25 protein-coding genes and 1 pseudogene are annotated in these 24747 nt (G+C 63.2%); 7 read left to right on the top strand and 19 right to left on the bottom strand.

From position 1 onward, the window contains the following. Nucleotides 1-145: 145 nt before the first annotated feature. The 13 genes from AC0YKC_RS30485 to moaA all read right to left on the bottom strand — a co-directional run bounded on the left by AC0YKC_RS30485 (nt 146) and on the right by moaA (nt 9828). Nucleotides 146-718: a DUF3299 domain-containing protein gene (locus AC0YKC_RS30485; RefSeq protein ID WP_434722663.1), complete on the bottom strand. Its 573-nt coding sequence runs from the start codon at nt 716-718 to the stop codon at nt 146-148. Nucleotides 719-782: 64 nt separating this feature from the next. Next, the gene (locus tag AC0YKC_RS30480; RefSeq protein WP_320295661.1) at nt 783-1361 is read right to left on the bottom strand and encodes a GNAT family N-acetyltransferase; all 579 of its coding nucleotides are present in this window, start codon (nt 1359-1361) and stop codon (nt 783-785) included. Then, nucleotides 1321-2025, bottom strand: a complete 705-nt coding sequence (locus tag AC0YKC_RS30475; protein ID WP_488513722.1) for a DNA alkylation repair protein — start codon at nt 2023-2025, stop codon at nt 1321-1323. Before AC0YKC_RS30475 ends, AC0YKC_RS30480 begins: the two co-directional genes overlap by 41 nt. Nucleotides 2026-2031: 6 nt before the next feature. Continuing rightward, nucleotides 2032-2901 (bottom strand): NAD(P)-dependent oxidoreductase, encoded by an 870-nt coding sequence (locus AC0YKC_RS30470; RefSeq protein WP_488513721.1) that lies wholly within the window; start codon nt 2899-2901, stop codon nt 2032-2034. 179 nt (nt 2902-3080) lie between these two features. Further along, nucleotides 3081-3905, bottom strand: a complete 825-nt coding sequence (locus AC0YKC_RS30465; RefSeq protein ID WP_434722660.1) for an ABC transporter permease — start codon at nt 3903-3905, stop codon at nt 3081-3083. Further along, complete coding sequence (locus AC0YKC_RS30460) at nt 3902-4618, bottom strand: ABC transporter permease (RefSeq protein ID WP_434722659.1); 717 nt, start codon at nt 4616-4618, stop codon at nt 3902-3904. Before AC0YKC_RS30460 ends, AC0YKC_RS30465 begins: the two co-directional genes overlap by 4 nt. A gap of 77 nt (nt 4619-4695) precedes the next feature. Beyond that, complete coding sequence (locus AC0YKC_RS30455; RefSeq protein WP_320295656.1) at nt 4696-5481, bottom strand: ABC transporter substrate-binding protein; 786 nt, start codon at nt 5479-5481, stop codon at nt 4696-4698. A gap of 151 nt (nt 5482-5632) precedes the next feature. Next, the gene (gene mobB, locus AC0YKC_RS30450; protein ID WP_320295655.1) at nt 5633-6148 is read right to left on the bottom strand and encodes a molybdopterin-guanine dinucleotide biosynthesis protein B; all 516 of its coding nucleotides are present in this window, start codon (nt 6146-6148) and stop codon (nt 5633-5635) included. Beyond that, a complete protein-coding gene (gene mobA, locus AC0YKC_RS30445) occupies nt 6145-6777 on the bottom strand; it encodes a molybdenum cofactor guanylyltransferase MobA (protein ID WP_488513720.1) in 633 nt (210 codons plus the stop codon). Before mobA ends, mobB begins: the two co-directional genes overlap by 4 nt. A gap of 4 nt (nt 6778-6781) precedes the next feature. Next, nucleotides 6782-7702 carry a DMT family transporter gene (locus AC0YKC_RS30440; RefSeq protein WP_488513719.1) on the bottom strand — a complete coding sequence of 307 codons (921 nt, stop codon included), beginning with the start codon at nt 7700-7702 and terminating at the stop codon, nt 6782-6784. Between the two features lie 119 nt (nt 7703-7821). Continuing rightward, nucleotides 7822-8181: a hypothetical protein gene (locus AC0YKC_RS30435; RefSeq protein WP_434722656.1), complete on the bottom strand. Its 360-nt coding sequence runs from the start codon at nt 8179-8181 to the stop codon at nt 7822-7824. 88 nt (nt 8182-8269) lie between these two features. Further along, entirely contained in the window at nt 8270-8737 is a 468-nt protein-coding gene (locus AC0YKC_RS30430) for a hypothetical protein (RefSeq protein WP_488513718.1), read from the bottom strand. A gap of 95 nt (nt 8738-8832) precedes the next feature. Next, entirely contained in the window at nt 8833-9828 is a 996-nt protein-coding gene (gene moaA / locus AC0YKC_RS30425; protein WP_488513717.1) for a GTP 3',8-cyclase MoaA, read from the bottom strand. A gap of 197 nt (nt 9829-10025) precedes the next feature. Between moaA and AC0YKC_RS30420 the strand changes: the two genes are divergently transcribed. Further along, nucleotides 10026-10379 (top strand): gamma-butyrobetaine hydroxylase family protein, encoded by a 354-nt coding sequence (locus AC0YKC_RS30420; RefSeq protein ID WP_320295649.1) that lies wholly within the window; start codon nt 10026-10028, stop codon nt 10377-10379. Nucleotides 10380-10472: 93 nt separating this feature from the next. Beyond that, entirely contained in the window at nt 10473-11084 is a 612-nt protein-coding gene (locus tag AC0YKC_RS30415) for a pyridoxamine 5'-phosphate oxidase family protein (protein ID WP_488513716.1), read from the top strand. Nucleotides 11085-11244: 160 nt separating this feature from the next. Here AC0YKC_RS30415 and AC0YKC_RS30410 read toward each other — a convergent pair whose 3' ends face one another. Then, nucleotides 11245-11697 carry a MarR family winged helix-turn-helix transcriptional regulator gene (locus AC0YKC_RS30410; RefSeq protein WP_320295647.1) on the bottom strand — a complete coding sequence of 151 codons (453 nt, stop codon included), beginning with the start codon at nt 11695-11697 and terminating at the stop codon, nt 11245-11247. Nucleotides 11698-11744: 47 nt separating this feature from the next. Between AC0YKC_RS30410 and AC0YKC_RS30405 the strand changes: the two genes are divergently transcribed. Next, nucleotides 11745-12653 (top strand): alpha/beta hydrolase, encoded by a 909-nt coding sequence (locus tag AC0YKC_RS30405; protein ID WP_488513715.1) that lies wholly within the window; start codon nt 11745-11747, stop codon nt 12651-12653. A gap of 9 nt (nt 12654-12662) precedes the next feature. Here the strand turns inward: AC0YKC_RS30405 and plsY are convergent, their stop codons facing one another. Both plsY and AC0YKC_RS30395 read right to left on the bottom strand, forming a co-directional pair. Beyond that, entirely contained in the window at nt 12663-13352 is a 690-nt protein-coding gene (gene plsY, locus AC0YKC_RS30400) for a glycerol-3-phosphate 1-O-acyltransferase PlsY (protein ID WP_488513714.1), read from the bottom strand. 37 nt (nt 13353-13389) lie between these two features. Then, complete coding sequence (locus AC0YKC_RS30395; protein ID WP_434722651.1) at nt 13390-13791, bottom strand: rhodanese-like domain-containing protein; 402 nt, start codon at nt 13789-13791, stop codon at nt 13390-13392. 232 nt (nt 13792-14023) lie between these two features. Between AC0YKC_RS30395 and AC0YKC_RS30390 the strand changes: the two are divergent. Both AC0YKC_RS30390 and AC0YKC_RS30385 read left to right on the top strand, forming a co-directional pair. Beyond that, nucleotides 14024-14309 (top strand): annotated as a pseudogene (locus tag AC0YKC_RS30390) (SDR family oxidoreductase); the annotation flags it as partial. A 221-nt stretch (nt 14310-14530) separates the two neighbouring features. Beyond that, a complete protein-coding gene (locus tag AC0YKC_RS30385) occupies nt 14531-16414 on the top strand; it encodes a L,D-transpeptidase family protein (RefSeq protein WP_488513713.1) in 1884 nt (627 codons plus the stop codon). 64 nt (nt 16415-16478) lie between these two features. Here AC0YKC_RS30385 and AC0YKC_RS30380 read toward each other — a convergent pair whose 3' ends face one another. From AC0YKC_RS30380 to AC0YKC_RS30370, 3 genes are all read right to left on the bottom strand, one after another. Continuing rightward, nucleotides 16479-16928, bottom strand: a complete 450-nt coding sequence (locus AC0YKC_RS30380) for a hypothetical protein (RefSeq protein WP_430699248.1) — start codon at nt 16926-16928, stop codon at nt 16479-16481. A 137-nt stretch (nt 16929-17065) separates the two neighbouring features. Continuing rightward, nucleotides 17066-17794 carry a lysozyme inhibitor LprI family protein gene (locus AC0YKC_RS30375; protein WP_488513712.1) on the bottom strand — a complete coding sequence of 243 codons (729 nt, stop codon included), beginning with the start codon at nt 17792-17794 and terminating at the stop codon, nt 17066-17068. A 91-nt stretch (nt 17795-17885) separates the two neighbouring features. Further along, nucleotides 17886-18143, bottom strand: a complete 258-nt coding sequence (locus AC0YKC_RS30370; protein ID WP_320295640.1) for a PepSY domain-containing protein — start codon at nt 18141-18143, stop codon at nt 17886-17888. 420 nt (nt 18144-18563) lie between these two features. Between AC0YKC_RS30370 and AC0YKC_RS30365 the strand changes: the two genes are divergently transcribed. Both AC0YKC_RS30365 and AC0YKC_RS30360 read left to right on the top strand, forming a co-directional pair. Next, nucleotides 18564-20345 (top strand): adenylate/guanylate cyclase domain-containing protein, encoded by a 1782-nt coding sequence (locus AC0YKC_RS30365; RefSeq protein ID WP_488513711.1) that lies wholly within the window; start codon nt 18564-18566, stop codon nt 20343-20345. A 120-nt stretch (nt 20346-20465) separates the two neighbouring features. Then, nucleotides 20466-24692: a cytochrome P450 gene (locus tag AC0YKC_RS30360; protein ID WP_488513710.1), complete on the top strand. Its 4227-nt coding sequence runs from the start codon at nt 20466-20468 to the stop codon at nt 24690-24692. Nucleotides 24693-24747: the final 55 nt, after the last annotated feature.

Genomic DNA, 24747 nt, shown 5'->3' with positions numbered 1-24747 from the left:
CAAGCACTGGCTCAGAAAGGCCGCAAGTCGCACGGTCGAAACCGTCTGCCAGGCGATCGGACAGATCCTCAACGGTGTCACACCGATCGAGTGCTCAAACTACTTCGCAAACTCTGGATATGACCGGTGGTAATCCCATCCCGCTCTAGTTCTTCTTCTTTTTGAGGAAACTCCACGGCGAGTTGACCGGCAGCGTGACCGTGTCCGGCACGCTGTCGACGCTCGCTACCTCGGCCTTGCGCACCGTGTAGCCCGACTGGACGATCGAGACGCCGTCGAGGATGAAGAGCTGGCTCTTTTCCATGCCGGGCTTCAGCACGCCGGTGACGGCGACCGGCTCGTAGGTCTCTTTCATCTTGTAGGGATGAACCGGCGTCACCAGCACGATCTGGTTCGGCGGCGGCGTCGGCATGTGGCTGCAGGCGCCCGTCCATGGCACCAGCAGAAACTGGTAGACGGTCTCGCCGTCACGATCGACCGGCAATGCGTAGCCGGCTAATTGTATCGTCTTGTCCTGCAGATTGAGTGACAAGGTCTCGCCGTGGTCGGGCAGTTTTGCCGCGATCATCGGCAGGTTTGCGTCCTCGGCAACGGCCTGCGTCGTGGGGCGCAGATCCTTCCAGAAGATATGCGCCACATCGGCCGCGGCATCGGCTCCCGAGGCAACGAACAGGAACCCGGCCGCCAGCGTCGCGCATGATTTGAAACGTTTGCTCATGGTCGCTCCATCCTCCGCCTGTCCATTCGCGGAATCGAGTAAAAGCGTCGTGACCGATGCATGCTCAACGGTTCAGCCGCATCACATGCCGGCGCGTGCCGGCGGTGCCGACCTCATCGAAGCCTCGCGCGACGAACATGTCGCGAAAACCCATGAAGCGATAGCTGGGTGCTGCCTCGTCGACGGGATAGGCCTCGATTATATGCGCACCCTTGCTGAAGGCATGGTCGATCGCGGCATCGAGCAAAGCGGAGGCCAGCCCGCCGCCGCGCAAGGCCCTCGGCACATAGAAGCAGACGATCGACCATATGCGGGTTTCAGCGTCGTCCTGCTGCTTTGACAGTTTTCGATAGGTCTCGCGCGGCGCGACCGAGCACCAGCCGACTGTCCTGCCGTCCAACTCGGCGACGATGCCGACCGGGGTGCCGGCATCGATAAGCGCCATCATCATGCGCTTTTTCTCGTCGTTCTGGATGTGCTCGCGGCTGGAATGGCGCCATGCCATGCACCAGCAATATTTCGGCGCGCCCGGCTGCTCGAACAGGTTTTCGAAGTCGGCGCGTGTCTTCGGCGTCACCTCGACAAAGCGGATGCCTGCAAGGTCAGGCTTTTGCGGCTGCGAGGCGTTCGAGCTGTCTGGCATCCGTCAGTTCCTTCACCGCATCCTTGCCGATCCAGCGTGCCGTCTTGTCCGGCGATGCGGCCAGTTTTTCCGCCAGCGCAAGGGCAGGGGCGTGCAAGCTCATCGACCGCTTGCCGATCTGCCGCAGCGCCCAATTGACCGCCTTGCGGACGAAATTACGCGGGTCGCCGGCATGTTTTTCGATCAGCGGCAGATAGGCAAGGAAGGTCGCGTCCGGCTCCTTCTTGAGGTGCACCGCGCTCCAGGCCAGCATGGCGAAGGCGGTGCGGCGGACGAATTCGCGTTCGTCTTCGGCAAACTCGTCGACCAGTTCGCGCCAGAACGGCGTTTCCGCAAACAGGTCGGCAACGGTGTCGACGATCTCCCAGCTGTCGAAATCGGCGGCCCAGCGCCGGCATTGATCGATGCCGACCTTCTTTGGCTCGCGGGTGAAGGCCGCCATCAGCCGCGCCTCCCGGATGCCGCTGTCCCACAGCAGAAGCGATCGCTCGTGGTTCTTCTTCAGCTTGCGCGCCAGCGGTCGCAAGTCGGAATTGCCGATGCCAAGCGCGGTCGCCGTGTTGATGCCGAAGCGCGCCATGCCGGCCCGGTTTTCCTCAATGCCGATCGCGCGCAAATGAGCGACGATGTCGTCGGCGGTCCAGCTTGGATCGGGCAGGGTCATCGTCGCCTATTTTTCCAGGCGCGCAAGCAGCGAGGACGTATCCCAGCGCTTGCCGCCCATGTCCTGCACGTCCTTGTAGAACTGGTCGACAAGCGCCGTCACCGGCAGCTTGGCGCCGTTGCGGTTGGCCTCCGCCAGGCAGATGCCGAGATCCTTGCGCATCCAGTCGACAGCGAAGCCGAAATCGTATTTGCCGGCATTCATCGTCTTGTGGCGATTTTCCATCTGCCAGGAGCCGGCCGCACCCTTGGAGATCACCTCGATCACCTTCTCGATGTCGAGCCCCGCCTTCTTGCCGAAATGGATGCCCTCGGCCAGCCCCTGGACGAGGCCGGCAATGGCGATCTGGTTGATCATTTTCGTCAGCTGGCCGGCGCCGGCCGAGCCCATCAGGCCGACCATGCGGGCGTAGGCGTCGATGACGGGCCGCGCCTTGTCGAAGGCGGCCTGATCGCCGCCGACCATGACGGTCAGCACGCCGTTCTCGGCGCCGGCCTGGCCGCCGGACACCGGCGCGTCGAGGAAGGAGAAGCCCGCCTTGCGCGCAGCTTCGTCCAGCTCGCGCGCGACCTCGGCCGAGGCGGTGGTGTTGTCGATGAAGACGGAACCCTTCTTCATCGCGGCGAAGGCGCCGTTGGCACCGGTGGTGACCGAGCGCAGATCATCGTCATTGCCGACGCAGGAGAAGACGAAGTCCTTGCCTTCGGCAGCCTCGGCCGGCGTCAGCGCCAGCTTGCCGCCATGCTGGGCCACCCACTGCTCAGCCTTTGCCTTGGTGCGGTTATAGACGGTGACGTCATGGCCGCCCTTGTTTCTGAGGTGCCCGGCCATCGGATAGCCCATGACGCCAAGACCGAGAAATGCAACCGATGCCATAAGCCTGCCTTCCAACAAAACAGAGATTTCAGTGGCGGAAGGTCTAGGCCATGCGAAAAATTCGTCAAGGCACGCAGCGCCGCATCGACTGGTGCAGGCGGCCGGAGCGCGGCGATCCAAGTCTTTGTTTTATGCATGTCGTTTCCCTAAAACCGCTGCGCACTTTAAGGCGACATGCATTATCGATGCAGGTGGATGGTGATACGCCGCTCGATCCATTCTACGCCGTGGCGCAGGATCTCGACCATCACCAGATAGACGATCGCCACCCAGATATAGGCCTGGATGTCGAAGGATTTCGCATAGGCGAGCTTGGCATTGCCCATCAGGTCGTAGACCGTGATGATGGCGACGATCGCCGAGGCCTTGATCATCAGGATCAGCTCGTTGCCGTACGGTCTGAGCGCGACGATGATCGCCTGCGGCAGGACCACTTTGCGTAGCGTCTGCAATGTGTGCAGGCCGAGCGAGGCCGCACCTTCCCATTGGCCGCGCGGCACGCTTTCGATGGCGCCGCGCAGGATTTCCGCCTGATAGGCGGCGGTGTTGAGCGAAAAGGCAAAGACGCCGCAATAGAAGGCTTCGCGGAAGAACCACCACAGCCCGACCGTTTCAAGCTCTGGCCGGAAAGAGCCGACGCCGTAATAGACCAGGTAGGTCTGCACGAGCAGCGGCGTGCCGCGGAAGAAATAGACATAGCAATAGGCAAGCGCGGACAAGATCGGGTTCTTCGACATACGGCCATAGGCGACCGGCAGCGAGAGGATCGCGCCGAGGACCATTGAAATGCTCACCAGCGACAGGGTGGTTCCCAGGCCCTGCAGATAGGCCGGGGCGTATCTGGCGAAGAACTCGGCGTTCCACGCATAGACCAGATAGGCCACGATGCCGGCGCCGAAGAGAATCCAGATGCCGACCAGCGCATAGCCGAGGACGCGGGCTCGCGGCCAGCCGCGCGCTTGCGGCGGCGGCTTGTCGATGGCGATAGCCTGGCTGACGCTCATCGTATCGCCCTCCGCCCGAGATGACGGAGGATGTAGCTGGTAGCGATCGACGACAGGACGGCGAGCGCCAGGAAGATCAGCGCCGCGACGCTGTAGAAGAGGAAGGAATGCTTGGTGACGCGCGCCGCGACGCCGGACTGGCGCAAGGTCTCGGCGAGATTGACCACTGAAACCAGCGAGGTGTCCTTGAGCAGGCTCAGCCAGCAATTCTCGAGGCCCGGAAAGGCGATGCGTAGCAGTTGCGGCAGGATCACCAGCCGCATCGTCTGCCATTTCGACAGGCCAATGGCGTAGCCGCCCTCATATTGGCCTTTCGGAATGGCACGGAACGCGGAGAGGAAGACCTCGCTGGCGTAGGAAGAGAAGATCAGCGCCAGCACGATCATGCCGGCGACGAAGCTGTTGACGTCGATCGTCGCGTCCGGATTGAACAGCCGGACAAGGTATTGCAGCAGAAGCGGCATGCCGAAGAAGAACAGGAACAGCGTCACCAGTTCCGGCAGGCCGCGAAAGACCGTGGTGTAGATGTTGCCGGCCAGGCGCAGCGACGGCTCTTCATGCTGCTTGGCGAAGGCGACGAAGAAGCCGATCACCAGGCCGATCGGCAATGTGGCGAGCGCCAACGCAATGGTGACCAGAACGCCAGACGCAATGTCGTCACTCCAGCCGTCCGGTCCCCAGCTGAGAAGTGTCCAAATGCTTTGGGCCGGCATTGACGGGTCGTGTCTCCGTGGCGATCCCGGAAGAAGGGGAGGGCGGCGAGGGGTACCTCACCGCCCTGGCGTAGCTGTCAGGATTCGGCGCCGTAGACGTCGAACTTGAAGTACTTGTCGTTGATTTCCTTGTACTTCCCGTTCTTGCGGATGGCGTCGATCGCGGCATTCAGCTTGTTGACCAGATCGGTCTCGCCCTTGCGCACAGCAATGCCGGCGCCCGGTCCGAAGATCTCGACCGGCTGCGGCGAAGGCTGACCGAGGATCTTGCAGCAGGCGCCGTCCGGCGAATCCAGCCACTGCTGCAGCACGACGATGTCGTCCTCGATGGCGTCGAGACGGCCATTGGCGAGGTCAGCCTGTTCCTCGGGGCTGCTCGGATAGCCCTTGATGGTGCTGTCGGTGAAGGTCTTCGACGCGTAGTTGTAGTGCGTGGTCGTGGTGGCGACGCCGATGTTCTTGCCGGCGAGGTCTTCCTTGGTCACGCCCTTGAGCGGCGAATCCTTCGGCACGGCGATCGCCGACGGGGTGTTGTAGTATTTGTGGGTGAAGTCGACCTTTTCCTGGCGCTCCGGCGTGATCGACATCGAGGCGACGATGGCGTCGAACTTGCCGGCCTGGAGCGCCGGGATGATACCATCCCAATCCTGCGCGACGAAGGTGCACTTCACCTTCATTTCGTCGCAGAGAGCCTTGGCGATATCGATGTCAAAGCCGACCAGCTGGCCGTCCGAGGTCAGGTTGTTGAAGGGCGGGTACGCGCCTTCGGTGCCGATCCTCAGGGTCTTCTCCTGAGCCTGGGCGACGCCAAGTGTCAGCAGCGCGGCCGAAGCGGCAAGCGCGATACGCAGTGCAATACGCATGATAATCCTCTCATATTGTCATGGCCGCTGTCCCATGCGGCTCTTGTGGGCGGTGCTTCTTTACCGCCCGCTGAGGCGGATACTCCCACTCTTTCCAAGAAAAAAGCAACTGCAAATCAACGGCAAACGACAATCGGGATGTGCCGCTGCGTTACTTGGCTTGAGCCACGAGACCTGTGCTGCGCTCGACAAAGTCGGCGATCGATTTGGTGTCGTTGAGGTCGAAAACCGGCAGGTCTTCGCCTTCGACTGTAAAGTCGGCGGCGACCGCGACAATGTTGGGATCGTTGGCCGAAAGCGGGGTCCTGTCCTTGGCCTCGATCCGCCTTGCTTCGATCTTCTTGTGCGCTTCGCGCTTGTAGCCTTCGACCAGCACGATGTCCGAGGGCGCCAGGCGCGCCAGGATGTCGTCCAGCGTCGGTTCGTTCTCGCCGCGCAATTCGTGCATCAGCGCCCAGCGCCGGTCGGAGACGATTGCGACCTCGGTGGCGCCCGCCTGACGGTGGCGGAAGCTGTCGGCGCCCGGCTTGTCGATGTCGAAGTCATGGTGGGCGTGCTTCACCGTCGAAACCGTCCAGCCGCGCGCCACCAGTTCGGTGACGAGCTTTTCCGTCAGGGTCGTCTTGCCGGAGTTCTTCCAGCCGGTGATGCCGAATACGCGTCTCATGACCCGAGGCTTTGCAACAGACGCTCCGCCGCCGCAAGATCGTCCGGCGTATTGACGTTGAAGAACGGATCGATCTTCTGATTGCCGGCCTCGATCATGGGGAACTCGACCTCGACATGGCCTTGGCGCTCCATAAAGGCGGAAACCCGTCGGTTGTCCTCGTCGATAAGGAAATGACGCAAGGCGTCGCGCAGGCCGAGCGGCCAGAGCGCGAAGGTCGGGTGCCATCTGCCGTCCGAACTGGCGACGGCGATCGCGCCTGGCCGGTCGTGAACCGCCGCGACCAGGCGTTCGACGAGATCGTCGGGGAAGAACGGCGTGTCGCCGGCGGCGCTCATCAGCCACCGGCAGCTTGTCTGGCTTGCCGCCCATTCGAGGCCGGTCAGAATGCCCGCCAGTGGCCCGGCATGGCCCGGCACCGTATCTTCGAGCACCGGCAGGCCCATGGCGGCAAATCGCGCTGGATCGCCGTTCGCGCTGAGCCCCAGTGTGGCGACCTGCGGATTCAATCGCGCGGCGACACGATCGATCAACCTGTCTTTGCCCAATGAAAGCAACGGTTTGTCGCCGCCGCCCATCCGGCGCGACTGGCCTCCCGCCAGGATGATCCCCGCAACATCTCGGTCCATCGGCCTATATGCCGTCCGGCGCCATGTCGGGTCCAGCGCTTTCGGCGGCAGGTTGCCGCCTGCCGACGACGCGTTCGCGGTAGAGCGCATAGAGGCCGGAGCCGATGATGATGGTGGCACCGACGGTCATGGGCAGGTCGGGGACGTCGCCGAAGATGACGAGGCCGAGCAGGATCGACCAGAGCAGGGCGGTGTAGCGGAAAGGCGCGATGAAGGAGATGTCGCCCGAGCGCATCGCCATGATGATGAACTGATAGCCGATGAGCACCAGCACCGCCGCGAGCGCCAGCAGCGCTGTCGCCCGGCCGCTGATCGGCGTCCAGCCGCCCATCGGCGACAAAAGTAGCGCGCCCAGCACGGTCATGGCAAGCGCGGTCGCCGTCGACACCAGCATGGTAGGGATCGCCTCGGGGATGCGCTTGGTGGAGAGGTCGCGCACCGCGCAGCAGGCAACACTGGCCAATGCCACCAGCGAATAGACGCTGAACCCCTCGAAACCCGGTCGCACGATGATGAGCACGCCGACGAAACCGGCGGCAATCGCAGTCCAGCGTCGCCAGCCGACGCCTTCGCCGAATACCAAGGCAGCGCCCATGGTCACCGCCAGCGGCAGCGCCTGCATGACGGCGGAGACATTGCCGATCGGCAGATGCGCAAGCGCGATCAGGAACGACACCGTGGCGCCGGCTTCGCCGGCGACGCGCATGGCCACCATCGGCTGCAGCATGGCCGCCGGATGGGCGAGCGCGCCGCGCTTCCATGCGAGCAGGCCGACGAACAGGGACGCGAAGGCGCCGCGCACCAGCATGACCTGCGCCATGTTCATCGATTCGGAAGAGAATTTGGTGATGGCGTCGTTCAAGGTGAAGCCGACCATGGCCACGATCATGAACAGCGCGCCGCGCAGATTTGGCGAGAGGGGCAAAGGCGTTTCCGGATTTACTTAGATCAAGCCTCTAACAGGTGACCGGGAAACAGCAACGCCAAAGAAATGGGCCACGGATCTTTCCGCGGCCCATTTGTCAACCGACCAGTGTTTCAAGGTTATTTTTTCGGTGTGAGCGTCTCGGTGCCGCTGCCGTCCTTGCCGGCGATGGTCCACAACCCGCTCAGCGTGCCGTCTTCTTCCACCTTGTAGACGACAAGGCCGATCTCCTTGCCCATCACGTAGCCGGCGGAAAAGGCGTTGTCGTTGCGCATGCAGATACCGTCGGAGGATGAGCCACCGGTTTCCCAATGGATGGTGCAGGTCGTCTCGCTGGTCAGCGTGATGGTCGCTTCGCCGTCATATTTCGAGCCGTCGAAGTTGGTGCCGGCGACGGTGTAGGTGCCGCCAATCGATTGAGCCGCCGCAGGTATCGAGGCAACCCCAAGCATTGCAAGTGAAAGCATGAATGTTCGCATGGCACTCCCCCTAGAGCGAAAATCGCGCTTCGAAGGCTAGGCCGGAAAAGGCTGGTGGTAAATCGGGCGGAAGGCGGCGCAAAAGGGTTTATTTCGAGTGTTGCCCGGACGCCTCGTGAAGGCTGGCGGCAATGGCGCCGACCAGCGGGTCGTATTTCGCCTTGAGCGCCGCGGGATACTCGATGAAGACGCTGTGGATCACGTCCTCCTTGCCGAACACGCTTCGTCGATAAAAGATCTTGTCGCCCTTCGTGCCCGACAGCACCGCCCAGTTCTTGCCGGTCCTGCTGTAGGTCACTTTCTCGCCTGGCTCGAGGCTCGACTTTTCGTTCTCGACGAGGCTCTTGGGCGTGTCGTCGAGCGCATTGTAGCTGCCGTAACAGGCCACGCTGGCGCCGTCAGCGCTGTGCCACTCCAGGCCGTCGCCGTTCTCCGGCTCGGGCATGCGTTCCGTGAAGATCTGATCCGGGAAAGTGCACACCGTGCTGAAGCGCGCGTTGACGTAGGTGAATGGCTTGGCCGTCGCCGGTGCAATCACGACCAACAGCGCAGACAATGAAATCGCCGCAGAGGACACTTGAATGAGACGTTGCATGATACCCCCCGCGGCCGCTGGGCCGGAGATGATCATGCATCAAGCCGAAGAAAAAATCAGCCGCCAGTGACGCTCATATGCCGCGATACCGAAGGACGGCTGGTGCGGCGGTCGATGATGAAGTCATGGCCCTTCGGCTTGCGGCCGATGGCCTCGTCAATTGCCGCGTCGAGCAGTTCGTTGCCCTCGGAGGCGCGCAACGGTGCCCTCAGATCGGCTGCGTCCTCCTGGCCAAGGCACATATAGAGCGTGCCGGTACAGGTCAGGCGCACGCGGTTGCAGCTTTCGCAGAAATTATGCGTCATCGGCGTGATGAAGCCGAGCCGGCCGCCGGTCTCGGCGACATGGACATAACGGGCGGGGCCGCCGGTCTTGTAAGGAATGTCGGAGAGCGTGAACTGGCGCTCCAGCGAGGCGCGCAGCAGCGACAACGGCAAATACTGGTCGGTGCGGTCGACCTCGATCTCGCCCATCGGCATTGTCTCGATGAGGGTGAGGTCCATGCCGCGGCCATGCGCCCAGCGCATCAGCTCGGGGATCTCGGCATCGTTGAAGTCGCGCAGCGCAACCGCATTGAGCTTGATCTTCAGCCCGGCCTTTTGCGCGGCATCGATGCCTTCCATCACCTTGCCGAGATTGCCCCAGCGCGTGATCTGGTGGAATTTTTCGGCATCGAGCGTATCGAGCGAGACGTTGATGCGCTTGACGCCGCAATCGGCGAGCTCCGAGGCGAAGCGTGAAAGCTGCGAGCCATTGGTGGTCAGCGTCAGCTCTTCCAGGGCGCCGCTTTCCAGATGCCGGGAGAGCTGGCGCACCAGATGCATGATGTTCTTGCGCACCAGCGGCTCGCCGCCGGTCAGCCGCAGCTTCTTCACGCCCTTTTCGATGAAAACGGTGCAGAGCCGGTCAAGCTCTTCCAACGACAGCAGATCCTTCTTCGGCAGGAAGGTCATGTCCTCGGCCATGCAATAGGTGCAGCGGAAATCGCAGCGGTCGGTGACCGACACGCGCAGGTAGCTGATGGTGCGACCGAAGGGGTCGATCATGTCCATTTGCAAAGCGTTTCCCATGGCCTGAGCGGCTTCGTTATATACAGCTATGTGATACGATCCAATGCCGCATTCAAGATAGAGGGTCTTGATCTTTGGTAACATTCCCCGACCGACATCGCGTGTCGGCTGCTTCCTAATGGTCCTTTTCGGATCGCGCGAAGCGGCGTAGGGAAGGGCGCAACCCAGACAGGACAGCCATGACCGCGCCAAAGGAACTCAGGGTCTCGAAGGACCGCAAGCTCTTGACCGTGACCTTCCCCGGCCACCAACCGTTCGAATTGCCGGCGGAGTTGCTGCGTGTGGCCTCGCCATCGGCGGAAGTGCAGGGCCATTCGCCGGAACAGCGAGTGACGGTCCCCGGCAAGCGCAATGTCGCGATCCTCAAGATCGAGCCGGTCGGCAATTATGCGGTGCGCATCACCTTCGACGATTTCCACGACACCGGCATCTTCACCTGGAACTACCTGCATACGCTCGGCCATGAGCGAGAGGAGCGCTGGAACGCCTATCTCGCCGAGTTGGCCGAGAAGGGACTGAGCCGGGACCGTTAGCCTGGCGCGTTGCAATCCAATTTCGGCAGCCGGCTGTCGTCAAGACGTCACCGAGATGGAGTAGCGCCGGCAAAAGGTCAGGAGGCGAAAAAGATGTCGCTCATCACATCCGTCGAACAGATCGAGGCGCTTTACGGGCTGCCGGGCGAGGCCTCGGTCGTCAAGGAACTCGACCATGTGATTCCCGAATATGCCGCCTTCATCGAGGCCTCGCCCTTCGTGGCGCTGGCGACCAGCGGACCCGAGGGGCTCGACTGCTCGCCCCGCGGCGATCTCGCCGGCTTCGTGCGCATCGTCGACGACAGGACGCTGATGATGCCGGACAGGCGCGGCAACAACCGCGCCGATTCGCTGAAGAACATCATTCGCGATCCGCGCGTCGGGTTGCTCTTTCTGGTGCCAGGCTCCGGCACCACGCTGCGCGTCAACGGCCGCGCTCATATCAGGACCGATGCCGGGCTTTGCGCATCCTTCATGGTCGACGGCAAGCCGGCTCGCTCGGTTACCGTTGTCGATGTCGACACGGTCTATTTCCAATGCGCCCGCGCCATCGTGCGCTCGGAATTGTGGAACCCGGCCAAGCATGTCGATCCGAAGTCGCTGCCGACGCCCGGCCAGATCCTCGAGATAACCAGCCGCAAGAACATCGATGGCCAGAAGTACGACAAGGAATGGCCGGAGCGGGCGAAGAAGACCATGTGGTGAGACGGGTCGATATTCAGGTGATGCCGGTCTGCAAATGGCGGCTTCCTGCGCTTCCGGTGCTCACGTACTTTAAGTACGCTCCGCTCCGGTTCTCGGAAGCCATCGTTTTCGTCTCGGCCTGACCTGAATCTCAATACGCCTGGCGACGCGGGTTCCCGCCTCAGGCTTCCTTCAGCACGTCGTAGATCTTGCGCATCTGCTCGCCGATCAAGTCGCACTGTTCCGGCGTCGACTGGCTCATCGCCTTCTCGATCAGCGCCATGTGCACCTTCAGCGCCTTCATGAGCAGGGCCTCGCCGGCCTCGGTGAGGTTCAGCCGCAGCACACGCTTGTCCTTCTCGTCGCCCTCGCGGCGCAGCAGGCCGCGTGCCTCGAGCTGCGGCAACAGCATGGTGATGTTGGAGCGGCCGACCAAGAGTTTGCGGGCAAGATCGTGCTGCGACATGCCGGGGTGGCGATAGAGGTTCATCAGCACGTCGAGCTGCGCCGGCTTGAGGTCGAGCGGGGCGAGCTTTACCGCCAGGGTGCGCTCCAGCACATGGCAGGCGCGCGCCACCGCAACCCAGTTGCGAAAGCGAGGATTGTCCCAGGGCAGCTCTTGTTTAATGTTCATGTTTGAACTATTATGTTCATGCTTGAACGAATGAATGGATCGCCAATATGGCATCATTTGGATTGAAGGTCATCCGCGGCGTCTTTGGCGCGGCCGAGCATGTCATGCCACGTCTCGGCGGCCGCGCCGCATTCGAATTGTTTTGCCGCACACCCAATGTCAAATCCTTGAGTGACGGCGAGCGCCGCGCGGTCGAGCGGGCCGCCGACTTCATGGCCGAGGCGCGCCACCACCGGCTGAAGACCAGGACAGACTGCGTGGCGGTGCATGAATTCCGCCCGGAGCCGGGCAGGGAATCGCGTGGGACGGTGCTCGTCATCCATGGCTGGCGCTCGCGCACCGAATATATGCGCGCCCTGATCGAAGGGTTTCGCGGTGGCGGCTACAAGGTCGTCTCGCTCGACCTGCCCGGGCATGGCCATTCGCTCGGCCGCCATCTCAACATGGTGAATGCAGTGGACGCGGCGCGGGTCGCGGGCGAATGGTTCGGTCCCTTTGCCGCCGTCGTCGGCCATTCCTTCGGCGGCGCGATTGCCGCCAATGCCGTCGCGGCGTCGGTCAGGGGCATGCCGCCGCTTAAGGCGCAGAAGCTGGTGCTGATTGCCGCGCCGAGCTCGCTTCCGGCGATCTTCGACGATTTCAGTCGCATGATGAATGTCGGGCCGCGCTCCCGCGTCGCCATGGCGGACAGGGTGAAACACCTTTCGGGGCGGCCGCTCAATGAATTCACCGGCGATCGCCAACTTGCGGAGGCGCCGGTGCCGACGCTGATCATCCACGCGCCCGACGATCGCGAAGTCCATGCCGACCATGCCAAGCGCTATGCGGGCGCCGGCGAGCATGTCCACCTGCACTGGGCCGACGGACTTGGCCACCGCCGAATTCTCGCCGACAGGGATGTCATCGCGCGCGCGGTCGGTTTCGTGACCGGGCAGCGCGAAGCGACCCTACACTAGAACCCTGCTCTAGGAGATTTGCGGGCCTGCGTTCGGCCCCGGGCCGCCGTGGCCAAGGCGTGGCTCCGTTCCCGCCACCAGCCGCTGAATGTTGGCGCGGTGGCGCAGGATCACGTAGAGGCTGCCCGCGATCACCAGCAACCGATAGGGCAATGGCTGCTCCAGCCCGCAGACAAGCGCGACCGCCGTCAGCGCCGCCAGCATCGAGCTGAGGGAAACGATCCGGAAAAGAGACAGCGTGACGGCAAATGCCGTGGCGGCGCCCAACCCTGCCGGCCATGACATCGCCAGCAGCACGCCAAGTCCCGTCGCGGCGGATTTTCCGCCCGTGAAATTCAGCCAGATCGACCGGCCATGCCCCAGCAGCACGGCAAGTCCGGCCAGGCAAACGAGCCAGGGCACCAAGGTCTGTAGTTCAAGCGTCGTCGGCGGCTTGGCGGACGATATCGCGTAGCACCAGGGATAAAACCAGTGAACAAAGACGATCGCCGCCACGCCTTTCAGCACATCGGCAATCAGCACCGCCAATGCCGGCCATTTGCCCAAGGTTCTGAGTACGTTGGTCGCGCCGGTCGATTTGGAGCCGTGCTCGCGGATGTCGATGCCCTTGAGCAGTCTGCCGGCCACGTAGCCGGTGGGCGTGGAACCGAGCAGATAGGCGACCGCAAATCCAAACGCACTCGCTATCCAGAAAACCATTGGGTCGATCGATCCCGGACGTTGCGGAAAACCTTTGTCAGTCGGCCTTTTTCTTCTGGCCGGGCTCGATCGGCAGGCCGGCCGCTTTCCAGGCGGTGTAGCCGCCGAGGATGTGCTTGACCGGCGTCAGGCCCATGTCCTGCGCCGTCTTGGTGGCCAAAGCCGAGCGCCAGCCGCCGGCGCAGAAGAACACGAAGGTCTTTCCGCTGGCGAAGAACGGTTTGTGATACGGGCTTTCGGGATCGATCCAGAATTCCAGCATGCCGCGCGTCACATGCTTGGCGCCGGGGATCTTGCCATCGCGCTCGACCTCGCGCGGATCGCGCAGATCGACGAAGATGGTGTCGTCGTGCTCCAGCAGCCCCGCTGCCTCCTCCGGCGAAACCACTTCGATCTCGGCGTTCGCCTCGTCGAGAAGCTGGCGATAACCTTTCTTCACGGCAAATCCTCCCGGCCGCGCTTGCTGCGGCCGCCGAAATTTCGATCACAAAGCCCGGCGTTTGTCACGGGGGCGGGCGCTAGATCGTGATGGCGTTTCGTTGAATCGCCATCACGACCTAACTCTTTGTTGGAGCATGATCTTTCTCCGAAGACCGTTTCCCGCTTTTCGGGATCGTGCTCTAGCGCCGGCCATCGTCGCCCACGCTGCCATGGCGCCGGCAACGGTCGCCAGCGCCTATTCGACCAGCAAGGCGGCGCTGTTCGGGCTGACGAAGGCGCTGGCGCGCGACCTCGGCCCACGCGGCATCACCGCCAACATCGTGCATCCAGGCTCCACCGACACCGACATGAACCCCGCCAACGGGCCGCATGCGGAGCACCAGCGTCGGAAGATGGCGACGCCGCGTTTCGGGCGAGGCCGAGGAGATCGCGGGAATGGTGGCCTGGCTGGCGAGCCCGCAGGGCCGTTTCGTCACGGGAGCCTCGTTGACCATAGATGGCGGCGCCAACGCCTGATTGTTTTTCCGCGCCTTGGCGGGCGCGTGAGGCCCGGAGCAAATCGCTGCTCCGGGCCTCACAACGATGTGAAACTGTTCTGCAACACGGCCGCGAAAATTTATGGAAGCTTAACGAAATCGGTATGAATCGGTATAGTCACGTCATACATCCGCCATGCGGAGGGCGGGACCGTCCAGCGGCGCGGAACGGGAACCGGTTACAACCGGTGCGGGTGAAGCATGAAAATCCTTGTGAACAAGAAAACCGTCCTGCCGATCGCCATCGCGGCGACACTGGCCTTCGGACAGCAGCCGGCACGCGCGCAAGGGCTGTTCGACATGCTGTTCGGCGGCGGCATCCGGCACAATCCGCAAGGCGAATTTCCGCCACCGCCCAAGCCACGCAAGATACGACCCTCGCCTGACGGAGAGGGTGGCGGCAGTGTCAGGATCAGCAGCCCAACCTACAACACCTACAGGGCCGATAAGCTCGTGCGTGTCGATTTCAAGTCGCTTCTGCCGGCACCGCAACCGGCGACCGCGCAGGACGCCGCCTTTGTCCCGTCGGTGACGGGCAACAGCTTCCGCGATGCCGTCGCAGGCTTGAGCGATTACGAGCTGTTTGCGGAGCCCGATATCGCCAAGGCGCTGATCGCCTATTATTCGGCCAATCCGGATTTCATCTGGGTGAGCGACAACGCCGCCAACAGCCGGGCGCAGGATGCGGTCCGCGTGTTGGGCGAGGCGGCGAGCTACGGCCTGATGCCGGCCGACTATTCTGTCGATATTCCGGCCGCCGCGACTGCCGCTACGCCGGAAGAGCGGACGAAGGAACTGGTTCGCTTCGAGATGGCGCTGTCGGCACGCGTGCTGCGCTATGCGCAGGATGCCCAGAACGGCCGCGTCGATCCCAACCGGATGACCGGTTACTATGATTTCCCCGCCAAGCCGTTCGATCTCGAAGGCGCGCTGAAGACCCTGGCGCATACCCAGGAGGTGCGCACCTATCTCGAATCGCGCCACCCGCAGAATCCCGAGTACCAGGCGCTGCGCGTCGAACTGGAAGCGCTCGAGGCGAGCGAGGAAAACGAGATCGTCGTCGATCCCAAGCTCCTGCTCAAGCCCGGCGAAAGCAGCCCGGAGCTGCCGAAGTTGCTGACGCTGATTTCCCGCAATCTCGATGACGAGATGGGCGGCAGCTACGGCGAGGTGCTCGGCAGGCTGGGCAAGAGCGAACTCTACGACCCCGAGCTGGTGCCGGTGATCAAGGCCGTGCAGCAGCGCGCCGGGATGAAGGGCGACGGCGTCATCGGCCCGCGCACGGTGGCTTCGCTGGCCGGCACGTCGAAGGCCGACAAGGTCGAGAAGGTCAAGGTGGCGCTCGAGGAACTGCGCTGGATGCCGTCGGATCTCGGCAGCCCGCGCGTCTTCATCAACCAGCCGGCCTTTACCGCGAGCTATATCGACAATGGCGCGGAGAAGCTGAAGACCCGCGTCGTCATCGGTCGGGTCACCAATCAGACCGCCTTCTTCTACAACCAGATCAAGCAGGTCGACTTCCATCCCTATTGGGGTGTGCCGCAGTCGATCATCGTCAACGAGATGCTGCCGCGGCTGCGCAGCGATCCAGGCTATCTCGACCGCGCCGGCTACGAGGTGACGGATTCGCGCGGCAAGAAGATCCCGTCCTCGGCGGTCGATTGGGGTGCGTATGGCGCCAATATCCCCTTCAGCGTGCGGCAGCAGCCGAGCGAGGCCAATGCCTTGGGCGAATTGAAGATCCTCTTCCCCAACAAGCACGCCATCTACATGCACGACACGCCGCAGAAGTCGTTCTTCGCCCGCGACATGCGCGCGCTCAGCCATGGCTGCGTGCGGTTGCAGGATCCGCGCGGCATGGCCGCCGCTGTGCTCGGCACCACGGTCGACGATGTCGCCGAAAAGTTGAAGCACGGCCATTCGACGGAGAATGTCACGCGTGTCATCCCGGTCTATGTCGCCTATTTCACCGCTTGGCCGGACACGTCGGGCAAGGTCGAGTATTTCGATGACGTCTATGACCGCGATTCCAAGTTGATGCAGGCGCTCGACGCGACCGAAGCGGTGCGCACGCCGTCAAGCTGAGGGCGGTCTGGTTTCAAGCGATTCCTGACGGAAGGCCACGGCGAAGCCGACGAACCTGACCGCTTCACACGTTTCTTGGAAGTGCTTTGATAAGCGGTCGGCGGAAGCCGGCGTCGCGCCCGGCGATAAGCCAGTAGACCAGGCCGGCCACGAGGCCGGCGGCGGCGATGATGCCTGTGTCGGCCCAACGTTCCGGGTCATCGGCCGCGTCGGGCCAGATCAGCATGAAACCGGCAGCGGCGGCAGCAGCGCCGAACAGCATGTGCAGCCAAAAGCTTCGCAACGAAAAGAACTCGGCGATCAGGGCGAAAACCAGCGTCTGCATTCCGGTCAGGATGATCGTCAGGAAGTAGACGAACATGGCGAGCGGCGGCACCACCAACACGGCGACGGGCGTGAACTCCATGAGCTCGAAGTAGCCCGGCGCGTTGGGCAGCGCGCTCAATATCGCGTAGATCACCACCACCGCGATCAACCCGACAAGCACCGCGACCAGATAGCCGACGAGCACCATCAGGATGCGCTTCAGGACGTAGCTAATCATTGCCATGCACCCCCGTGCCCGCAATCATGGCGGGCAGTCAGCCACCAAAGTTGTGACGATGCAAGGGCGGTCCGTCGCGCCGGTTCCGCAACGAGTGGTCAGGGTCTTCAGGCGCCGCCGCACAGATGCTGGGAGTCGGGCAGGGCCCATGTGCCTTTGGCGGCGAGGTCGACGGCGTAGTAGACCCTGCCGCGCAGATCGTCTTTCGGACAGTCGCGCGGGATCGCGATCAGGCACATGACGACCGGATCACCGACCTTGGAACTCGCCAGTCCCGGCTCGCGGTCATAGGAAACCGCCGTGCCGCCATTGGTAAATCTCGCCGCGCTGCCGGCTTCCGGGCTGGCGGTTTCCAGCGGGTCGTCGCCCAGCCTCGTCGTCAGCGCCTTGATATGGGTGAAGCCGCATTGTCCGATCGACGCGGGCAGGGGCTGATCTGCCGGCTTCGGCGTCCTTGCCGCAAGGTCGAGCGCCTTCTTGCCGATCAGCGCTATATTGTAGTCCTGCACCCAAGGCGGTGCATTGCCGTAAGTCTGCAGTGCATTGTTCTGCGCGCTGACGATGCAGGCTGCGTCCGTCTTGCAGGCATTCCGATCGGCGACCAGTCCGCGGGCGATCCCGCGTTTGTCGCCGCCGAAGGCGGGCTCAAAACCGGCATAGGCCTTGGTGACCAAAGCATCGATGGCCGACATTTGCGGATCGGCGCAGATCGCCTTCTCGGCGGGCAACCGCGCCTTTCGGCAATCGAAGGAGGGGCCATCCGCGCGTGCCTGGCCCGATGTCCCAAGCATCGATGCGGCTAGCAGCAAGGCGGTTGCGCAGATGTGAAGCCGCATGTCTGTCCTCCCGGTCCGGCCTGTTTCGGCGATCGAGTCTATGCCGAACGCAGGCCCCGGGGAATGGCGGAGCCAAGCAACCGACCGAGGTCTATTTGGGTTCGCCGGTCACGGGATCGTAAGTGATTTGGACCTTGGCCTTGTCCGTCGTGTAGTAGGTGATGGTGTAGCCGTCGCTATCCCAGGCGACCTCCTTCACATAGTGGAAGTCGGCGCGGTGCTCGACCTTGGCGACGATCTCCGAGAGTTTCTTGGCATTTTGCGGCGGCAGCGTCTGGTTGTCCGCCGCGAAGGCTTGTCCACTGATCAGGAATAAAGCGATACCGGTTGCCAAAACGAACGTGCGCATGAGAGCCCTCAAATCTCGTCGGCGTAAGTGCCGTCAGAAACTCGTACCCAGGCGGGTTGGTTCCGCAAAGGCCGCAATAACGCATTTTTGCAGCACTTGCGTCGATGCGATGGATCCTTGGCAAGAGGAGCAAGGGGAGCATTAGTTGCGGGTGAAAAAGCTAATAATTTCAGATTGTAACGACGCGATGCGAGTGTGTCACCCGACGTAACGAGCGACTAACCATGCGCCGGATGGAGAGTTCGTCATATTAGCTGTTCGTGGTAGAGCTTTCGGCAAGACCCTGATAGAATTCTGGTCATAACAGGGTGGCAACCGCGCGCCGGACCTGCCGGGATATCCGTCGGCAGACGGCGACGCGTTTCTTTTGAGCGCAGGTCGCCTGTTCTGGACTGGAAGCAGGGGACTGGGGGCTCGACCATGGCTGAACGGAACTATACCCGTCAGCTTGCGACAATCATTTCGATCGACGCCGTAGGGTTCTCGAGGCTTATGGGCATCGACGACGAGTTGGCTGTCGCCGCCTTCGAGGAAAGGCGCGACATCATCGCCGGCAGTTGCGGCGCATTTGGCGGGCGCACGTTCGGCGATGCCGGCGACAGCATCATGGCCGAATTCGGCAATCCGATCGAAGCCTTGCGGGCGGCCTTCGACTTCCAGGCCCGGATCGTGGCGCTGAATGCGGCGGTCACCGAGAACATGCGCATGCAGTTTCGCGCCGGGATCAACACGGGCGACGTCATCGTCCGGGAGGGTCGGCTCTACGGCGACGACGTGAATATCGCCGCCAGGCTTCAGGAATTCGCGCCGCATGACGGCGTCGCCATCTCGGCGACGACATGGCACCATGTGAGGGACAAGACGGCGGCGGTCTTCACCGATCTCGGCGAATTCAGCCTGAAGAACATCGCCCTGCCGGTGCACGTCCTGATCGCCGGTCGTGGCGGCAACGGCCCCATCGCGGCGGCTTCGTTCGCCTCTATCCCCGCCGCGTCCGGTCACTATAGGCCGATCACCAAAGGTCCACCGGCAATCGCCGTGCTGCCGTTCCAGGGCAACGGAAGCGAACCCGATGTCGGCTATATGGCCGACGGTATCGCCGAGGACATCATCTACGGCCTTTCCAACACGCGCTGGCTTTCGGTCATCGCCAAGGGCTCGAGCTTCCAGTTTCGCGACGACAGCCTCGGCACAAGGCTGATCGGCAACGCGCTGGGCGCCCGCTACATCGTCAGCGGCACGTTGGCGCGCTCCGATAGGCAGATTCGCCTCAACGCATCGCTCACCGACACCTCGAACGGACGCCTGGTCTGGTCGCAACGCTTCGACCGCGATCTCGTCGATATCTTCAGCCTGCGCGACCAGATCGGCAGCGAGATCGTTTCCATCCTCGACAAGGAGGTCGATCGCGCCGAGCAGGCGCGCACGTTCCAGGTGCCGTGGGAAAGCCTCGAAACCTGGCAATTGGTCAGGCGCGGCCGTTGGCATATGAACAGGCGCACGCGGCGCGACACCGAAATCGCCCTCGACTTCTTCGACAAGGGCTACCGGGAAGATCCGAATTCGAGCGCCGTGCTCAACGAACTCGCGTGGTGGTACTTCTGGCGGGCCTGGCTGCGTTTCGGCGACAGTGACGATCTGGAGAAAGTCGAGACGCTTGCGCGCAAGGCGCTTCTGATGGACAGCCTCGATGCGCGTCCGCATGCCTATCTCGGCGCGGCCGACATCATGCGCGGCCTTCCGGCATTGGCCGCCGAGCATCTTGCCGAGGCGATCCACATCAATCCGAGCTTCGCCTTCGCCCGCTCGGCCATGGGCAGCGCGCACCTTTTGCTTGGCGATGCCAAGGGCGCGATATCGTTCTTCCTCGACACCGAGCGGTTGAGCCCGTTCGACCTCTATCGCTTCCACAATCTGGGGGAACTGGCCGCCGCCTATTGCTTCGTCGAAGACTGGCCGGCCGCGATCGCGACCGCCGAGCGCTCGCTCAACCTTTCGCCAGGTTACTTTTACGCGAGATTCCTGAAGATAGGCGCCCTGATGAGAAGTGGCCGATGCGACGAGGCGGCGCGCGAGCTTGCGATCTTCATGACCAGGCACCCCGACTTTTCGGAGCAGAGGATACGCTGGATACCGTTCGTCGATCCGGCCAAGAACAATTTCCTGATCGGCAATTTTGATCTGGCCAAGTCCGCAGCATGATCGCCGGGGCCGACAGCAAATGACTGTGACCGAATTCACATACGCCGGATCGATGCAAACCTAGGCCAAACAGGATGCCGGCATCGCATTGACGTGGACAGCCGGGGGGCTTGAACGCGCATGATCATGTTGAAGTACTTTGCCGCAGTCCGAGCCGCTCAGAAGAGCCAGCGTCCGGTTGCGGAAATGCCGCCGTTCGACATCGACCGGCTGCGTTCCAAGAGCAGCGTTGCTTCGCGCATCGCCGGTTTTCTTCTTGGCGATCCGCGCTGGCTGCTGGCGCTTCTGCGCCGTTTCTGGCCGAATCTCGGCTTCGGCAATTTCCTGCTCGTCACCAAGGGCGCGGATGTTCGTGACATATTGGAGCGGGGCGACGAGTTCGAGACGCCCTACGGGCCGGAGATGACCGAGCTCGCCCGGGGCTCGAATTTCATTCTCGGCATGCAGGACGGCGCCGCGTACCGGCAGATGAAATCGGCGGTGCTGAGCGCTTTCCCGCCGGCGGAGGTCGAAGCCACCGTCAGGCCGATCGCCGAGCGCCATTCGCGTGACATCATGACCCGCGCCAGCCCTGGCTTCGATGCCATCGCCGGATTGATGAAGATCGTGCCGGTGCGCATCTGCCGCGATTATTTCGGCCTCGAGATCGACGATGAAAGCGAGTTCGCCGACTGGTCGATCGCGCTCAGCGCGCTGTTCTTTTCCGACCCGACGGCAAGTCCCACCACGCGTCAGCTCGCCGTGGTCGGCGGCGACCGGCTGATCAAAATCATAGACCGCTCGATCACGGCGATAAGGGAAAAGGCGGGCAAGGACGACCGGCCGCTTGCCCGCCTCGTCGCGTTGATGGACCAGGGGCGCCTGTCGCTGCCCGACATTCATTCCATCATGCTCGGCATGGTCGCCGGCTTTGTGCCGACCAATGTGCTTGCCGGCAGCAATTGCCTGGATGTGATCCTGTCGCGAACAGATGCACGGCAAGCCGTCGATCAGGCAATTGCCGCCGGCGATACCGGCAAACTCGACCGGGCCATCATGGAAGCCATGCGGTTCAAGCCGATCTGGATCGGACCCTGGCGCTATACAAGGCGTGACGCGGTCATCGGTAAGGGCACGCGCCGCGAGCGGCTGGTGAAGGCCGGAACCGTGGTGATGCCGGCGACGCTTTCGGCGATGTTCGATCCGGAGATCGTGCAGCGGCCGAACGAGTTCGATACGTCGCGCCCGCATCGCGACTACATGGTTTTCGGCTACGGCATCCATCTTTGCATCGGCGCCGAGATCGCCCGCATCCAGATCGGCGAATGCATCCGCGCCCTGTTCAGCAAACCGAAGCTTGGCCGCGCGCGGGGCAGGGCCGGCAAGATGGTCAATGTCGGCGCCTATCCGGCAAGCCTCAAGGTCGATTTCGAGCGCTCGCCGCTTTGCCGCACAGCCGACCAGTCGATGGTGACGGTGGTCTGCCCGATCACCCGCTCCTTGCCGCTCGATGCGGTGCGCGACAAGGTCGCCGATCTCGGCAATCCCGCGATCGGCGAGCTCAGCGCCGCGCTCGACAAGGTCGGCACCATACATTTCACCAGCCTGGCCGTCGCTCCGACCGGCAAGGATGAAAAAACGGGGATCGAGACCGGCGCGCTGGTGTTCGAAATCTCCGGCGACGGCAGCACCGACGATGTCATAACCGCCATCGCGCAATCGATCGGGCACCGGCTGCGGCCGATCTTCAGGCATGTCTGCGGCCTGCCGGACGGCGGCTCGCTGGAGGACTTCCTGAAGAAGAACCATATCGAGATATCGCCGTCCTTCGGCAGCGCCGCCGGGCTGGTTTTCGCTGGCACGCCCGGCCATTCTGTGCGCCGCATCCTTGCAGAGGCCAAGCTTGCCGACAGCGTGCGCGAGATCGCCGAAAAGCCGCGCGCTGGGGCCGGCAACGCGATGGACGTGCTGGCCGAGGCGCGCCGTCATGTCCGCTGCCTCGGGCAATTCGGCTGGGCGTTCGAGCCCGCCGAAAGCCTGCTGGAAAAGCCGCCTGGCCACTGGTCGAGCGCGCTGACCACGACGCTGCTGACGCCGGCGATGTTCGCCACTGTCGCGATCGTCGTTCTTGCCTTTTGGCGCCTGACTTATGTGCTCGTGTTCGGCAACCCGCATGGCGTCACCTTCGCCAACATCGCGATCGCCGGTGCCGCGCTCCTGCTTACGGTGCTCGGTCTGCTGGCCATTCTCGCCCTGTTCGTGGGCCTTTGCTTCCTGGCGTTGCGACGGCTCGAGGACAAGGACCAGCCGGCGAACACGCCCGTCGACATCGGTGCTCTGGAAAAGATCCTCGCCAATGAGGACCACGCCGCACAGAACAACCTGACGGCGATCTCGACCATGAAGGCGGGCATCTTGCGACGCCTGGCGCTAAGGTTGTCCTTCTACCTGATCTCGATATCGGCGCAGAAAGTTTTCAGGCCGGGCTTTCTCGCCACCATCAACACCATTCATTTCGCCCGCTGGGTGCTTTTGCCCGGCACCGATAGGCTGGTGTTCTTCTCCAACTATGGCGGCAGCTGGGAAAGCTATCTGGAGGATTTCATTGCCAAGGCCTCGGCCGGCCTGACTGGCGTATGGAGCAACACCGAAGGCTATCCGCGCACGCGCTGGCTGTTCCTGGACGGCGCGCGCGACGGCGATCGTTTCAAGCGCTGGGCGCGACGCCAGCAGGTGCCGACGCTGTTCTGGTACAGTGCCTATCCGCACCTCAATACACCGCGCATCCGCATCAACTCCAGGATCAGGCGCGGCATCGCCTCGGCCACCGGCAACGAGGCGCGCGACTGGCTGAGCCTGTTCGGTTCGCTGCCGCGGCCGCAAGCACAGCCGGCGGACGCTACCAGCCTGCCCGAACCGCCGGCTGCGCCGCTCGAGGAGCTGGAATCCGGGGAAATCCAGTCCATTTTCTTCGGACCCTTCGGCGCGCTCGGCTATGCGCATATGCTTGCGATCCAGGTGCCGGAAGGGTTGACGGCGGCGAGGCGCAAGGCCTGGCTCGATTCCGTCATCGACAAAACCAGCTTCGGCGACGGCGTGCCTGCCGGCCGCGCCATGACCGTGGCGTTCGGCCCCAACGGACTGCGCCGGCTTGGGCTGGAAGGCGGCGTCGACGACGAGCCGCTGGACACGTTTCCCGTCGCCTTCCGGCAAGGCATGGGAACGCCCGAGCGCAGCCGCATCCTCAACGACACCGGCCCCGACGCGCCCGACAAATGGCAGTGGGGTTCGGCCGACAAGCCCGTCGACATCGTCATCGTCTGCTACGCCGAGACACCGGCCAGGTTGAAGGCCGAGATCTCGGCCATGAAGCGACAGACGACGGGCGCCGGCATGTCCGTGGCCGCCGAGCTGCCGCTGATGGTGCGGCGCGACGGCAAGCGGGCGGTCGAGCATTTCGGCTTCGTCGACGGCGTCTCGCAGCCGATCGTCCGGGGCACGCAGCGCGCCGCCAAGGGAGCCGCGCCCATGCATTTGCTGGCACCGGGCGAGTTCCTGTTCGGCTATCGCGACGAGCATGGCTTCTACCCGGCTTCGCCGTCGGTGGACGCGGCGCTGGATCGGACCGGCATCCTTTCGCAGGTGCGGCGCAACCGCCAGATACCGGGGCAGCCGCCTCCGCCGCGCGATTTCGGCCGCAACGGCACCTTCCTCGTCGTGCGCCAGTTCGAGCAGCATGTCGAATTGTTCGACGATTACTGCAGGAAAGCCGCGACGCAGGCAGCCGAGGAGACTGGCGACGCCGCCATCGATCAACGCTGGGTGGCGGCAAAGATGCTGGGCCGTTGGCAGGACGGCAGCTCGCTGGTGCGCAATCCGAACGGACGCCCGGGCCGCGGCATCGACAATGATTTCGCGCTCGGCGCCGAGGACCCGCAGGGGCATGCCTGTCCGCTCGGCTCGCACATACGCCGGTCCAACCCGCGCGATTCGCTTGGCGAGGACCGCGAGACGCAGATCAGGATCGGCAAGCGCCACCGCATCCTGCGCGTCGGCCGCACCTACGAGAAGAAGGATAAGGGCGGCAAGACCGAGAAGGGCCTGCTCTTCATGTGCCTCAACGCGGATATCGAACGCCAATACGAGTTCATCCAGCAGACCTGGGTCTCATCGAACTCGTTCCAGGGTCTGGTCGGCGAGACGGACCCGACGATCGGCGCGCGAGGCGGCGGCGGCCGGTTCTCGATCCCTTCCTGGGAAAAGGTCACCGTGCTCAAGGATGTGCCGCAATTCGTCTCCACCAAGGGCGGCGGCTACTTCTTCATGCCAAGCCGCGCGGCGCTGCGCTACCTGATCTCGCGGCTCTGACGGGGTGCGCTAAAAGCCGTTCGTCGCTTTCCGGATGCGGTGAGCCGACGGAGCT

The organism is Mesorhizobium sp. CNPSo 4661, assembly GCF_057784215.1.
Note: the sequence above shows the minus strand (reverse complement) of the source record. Positions and strands in the feature narration are given on the sequence as shown.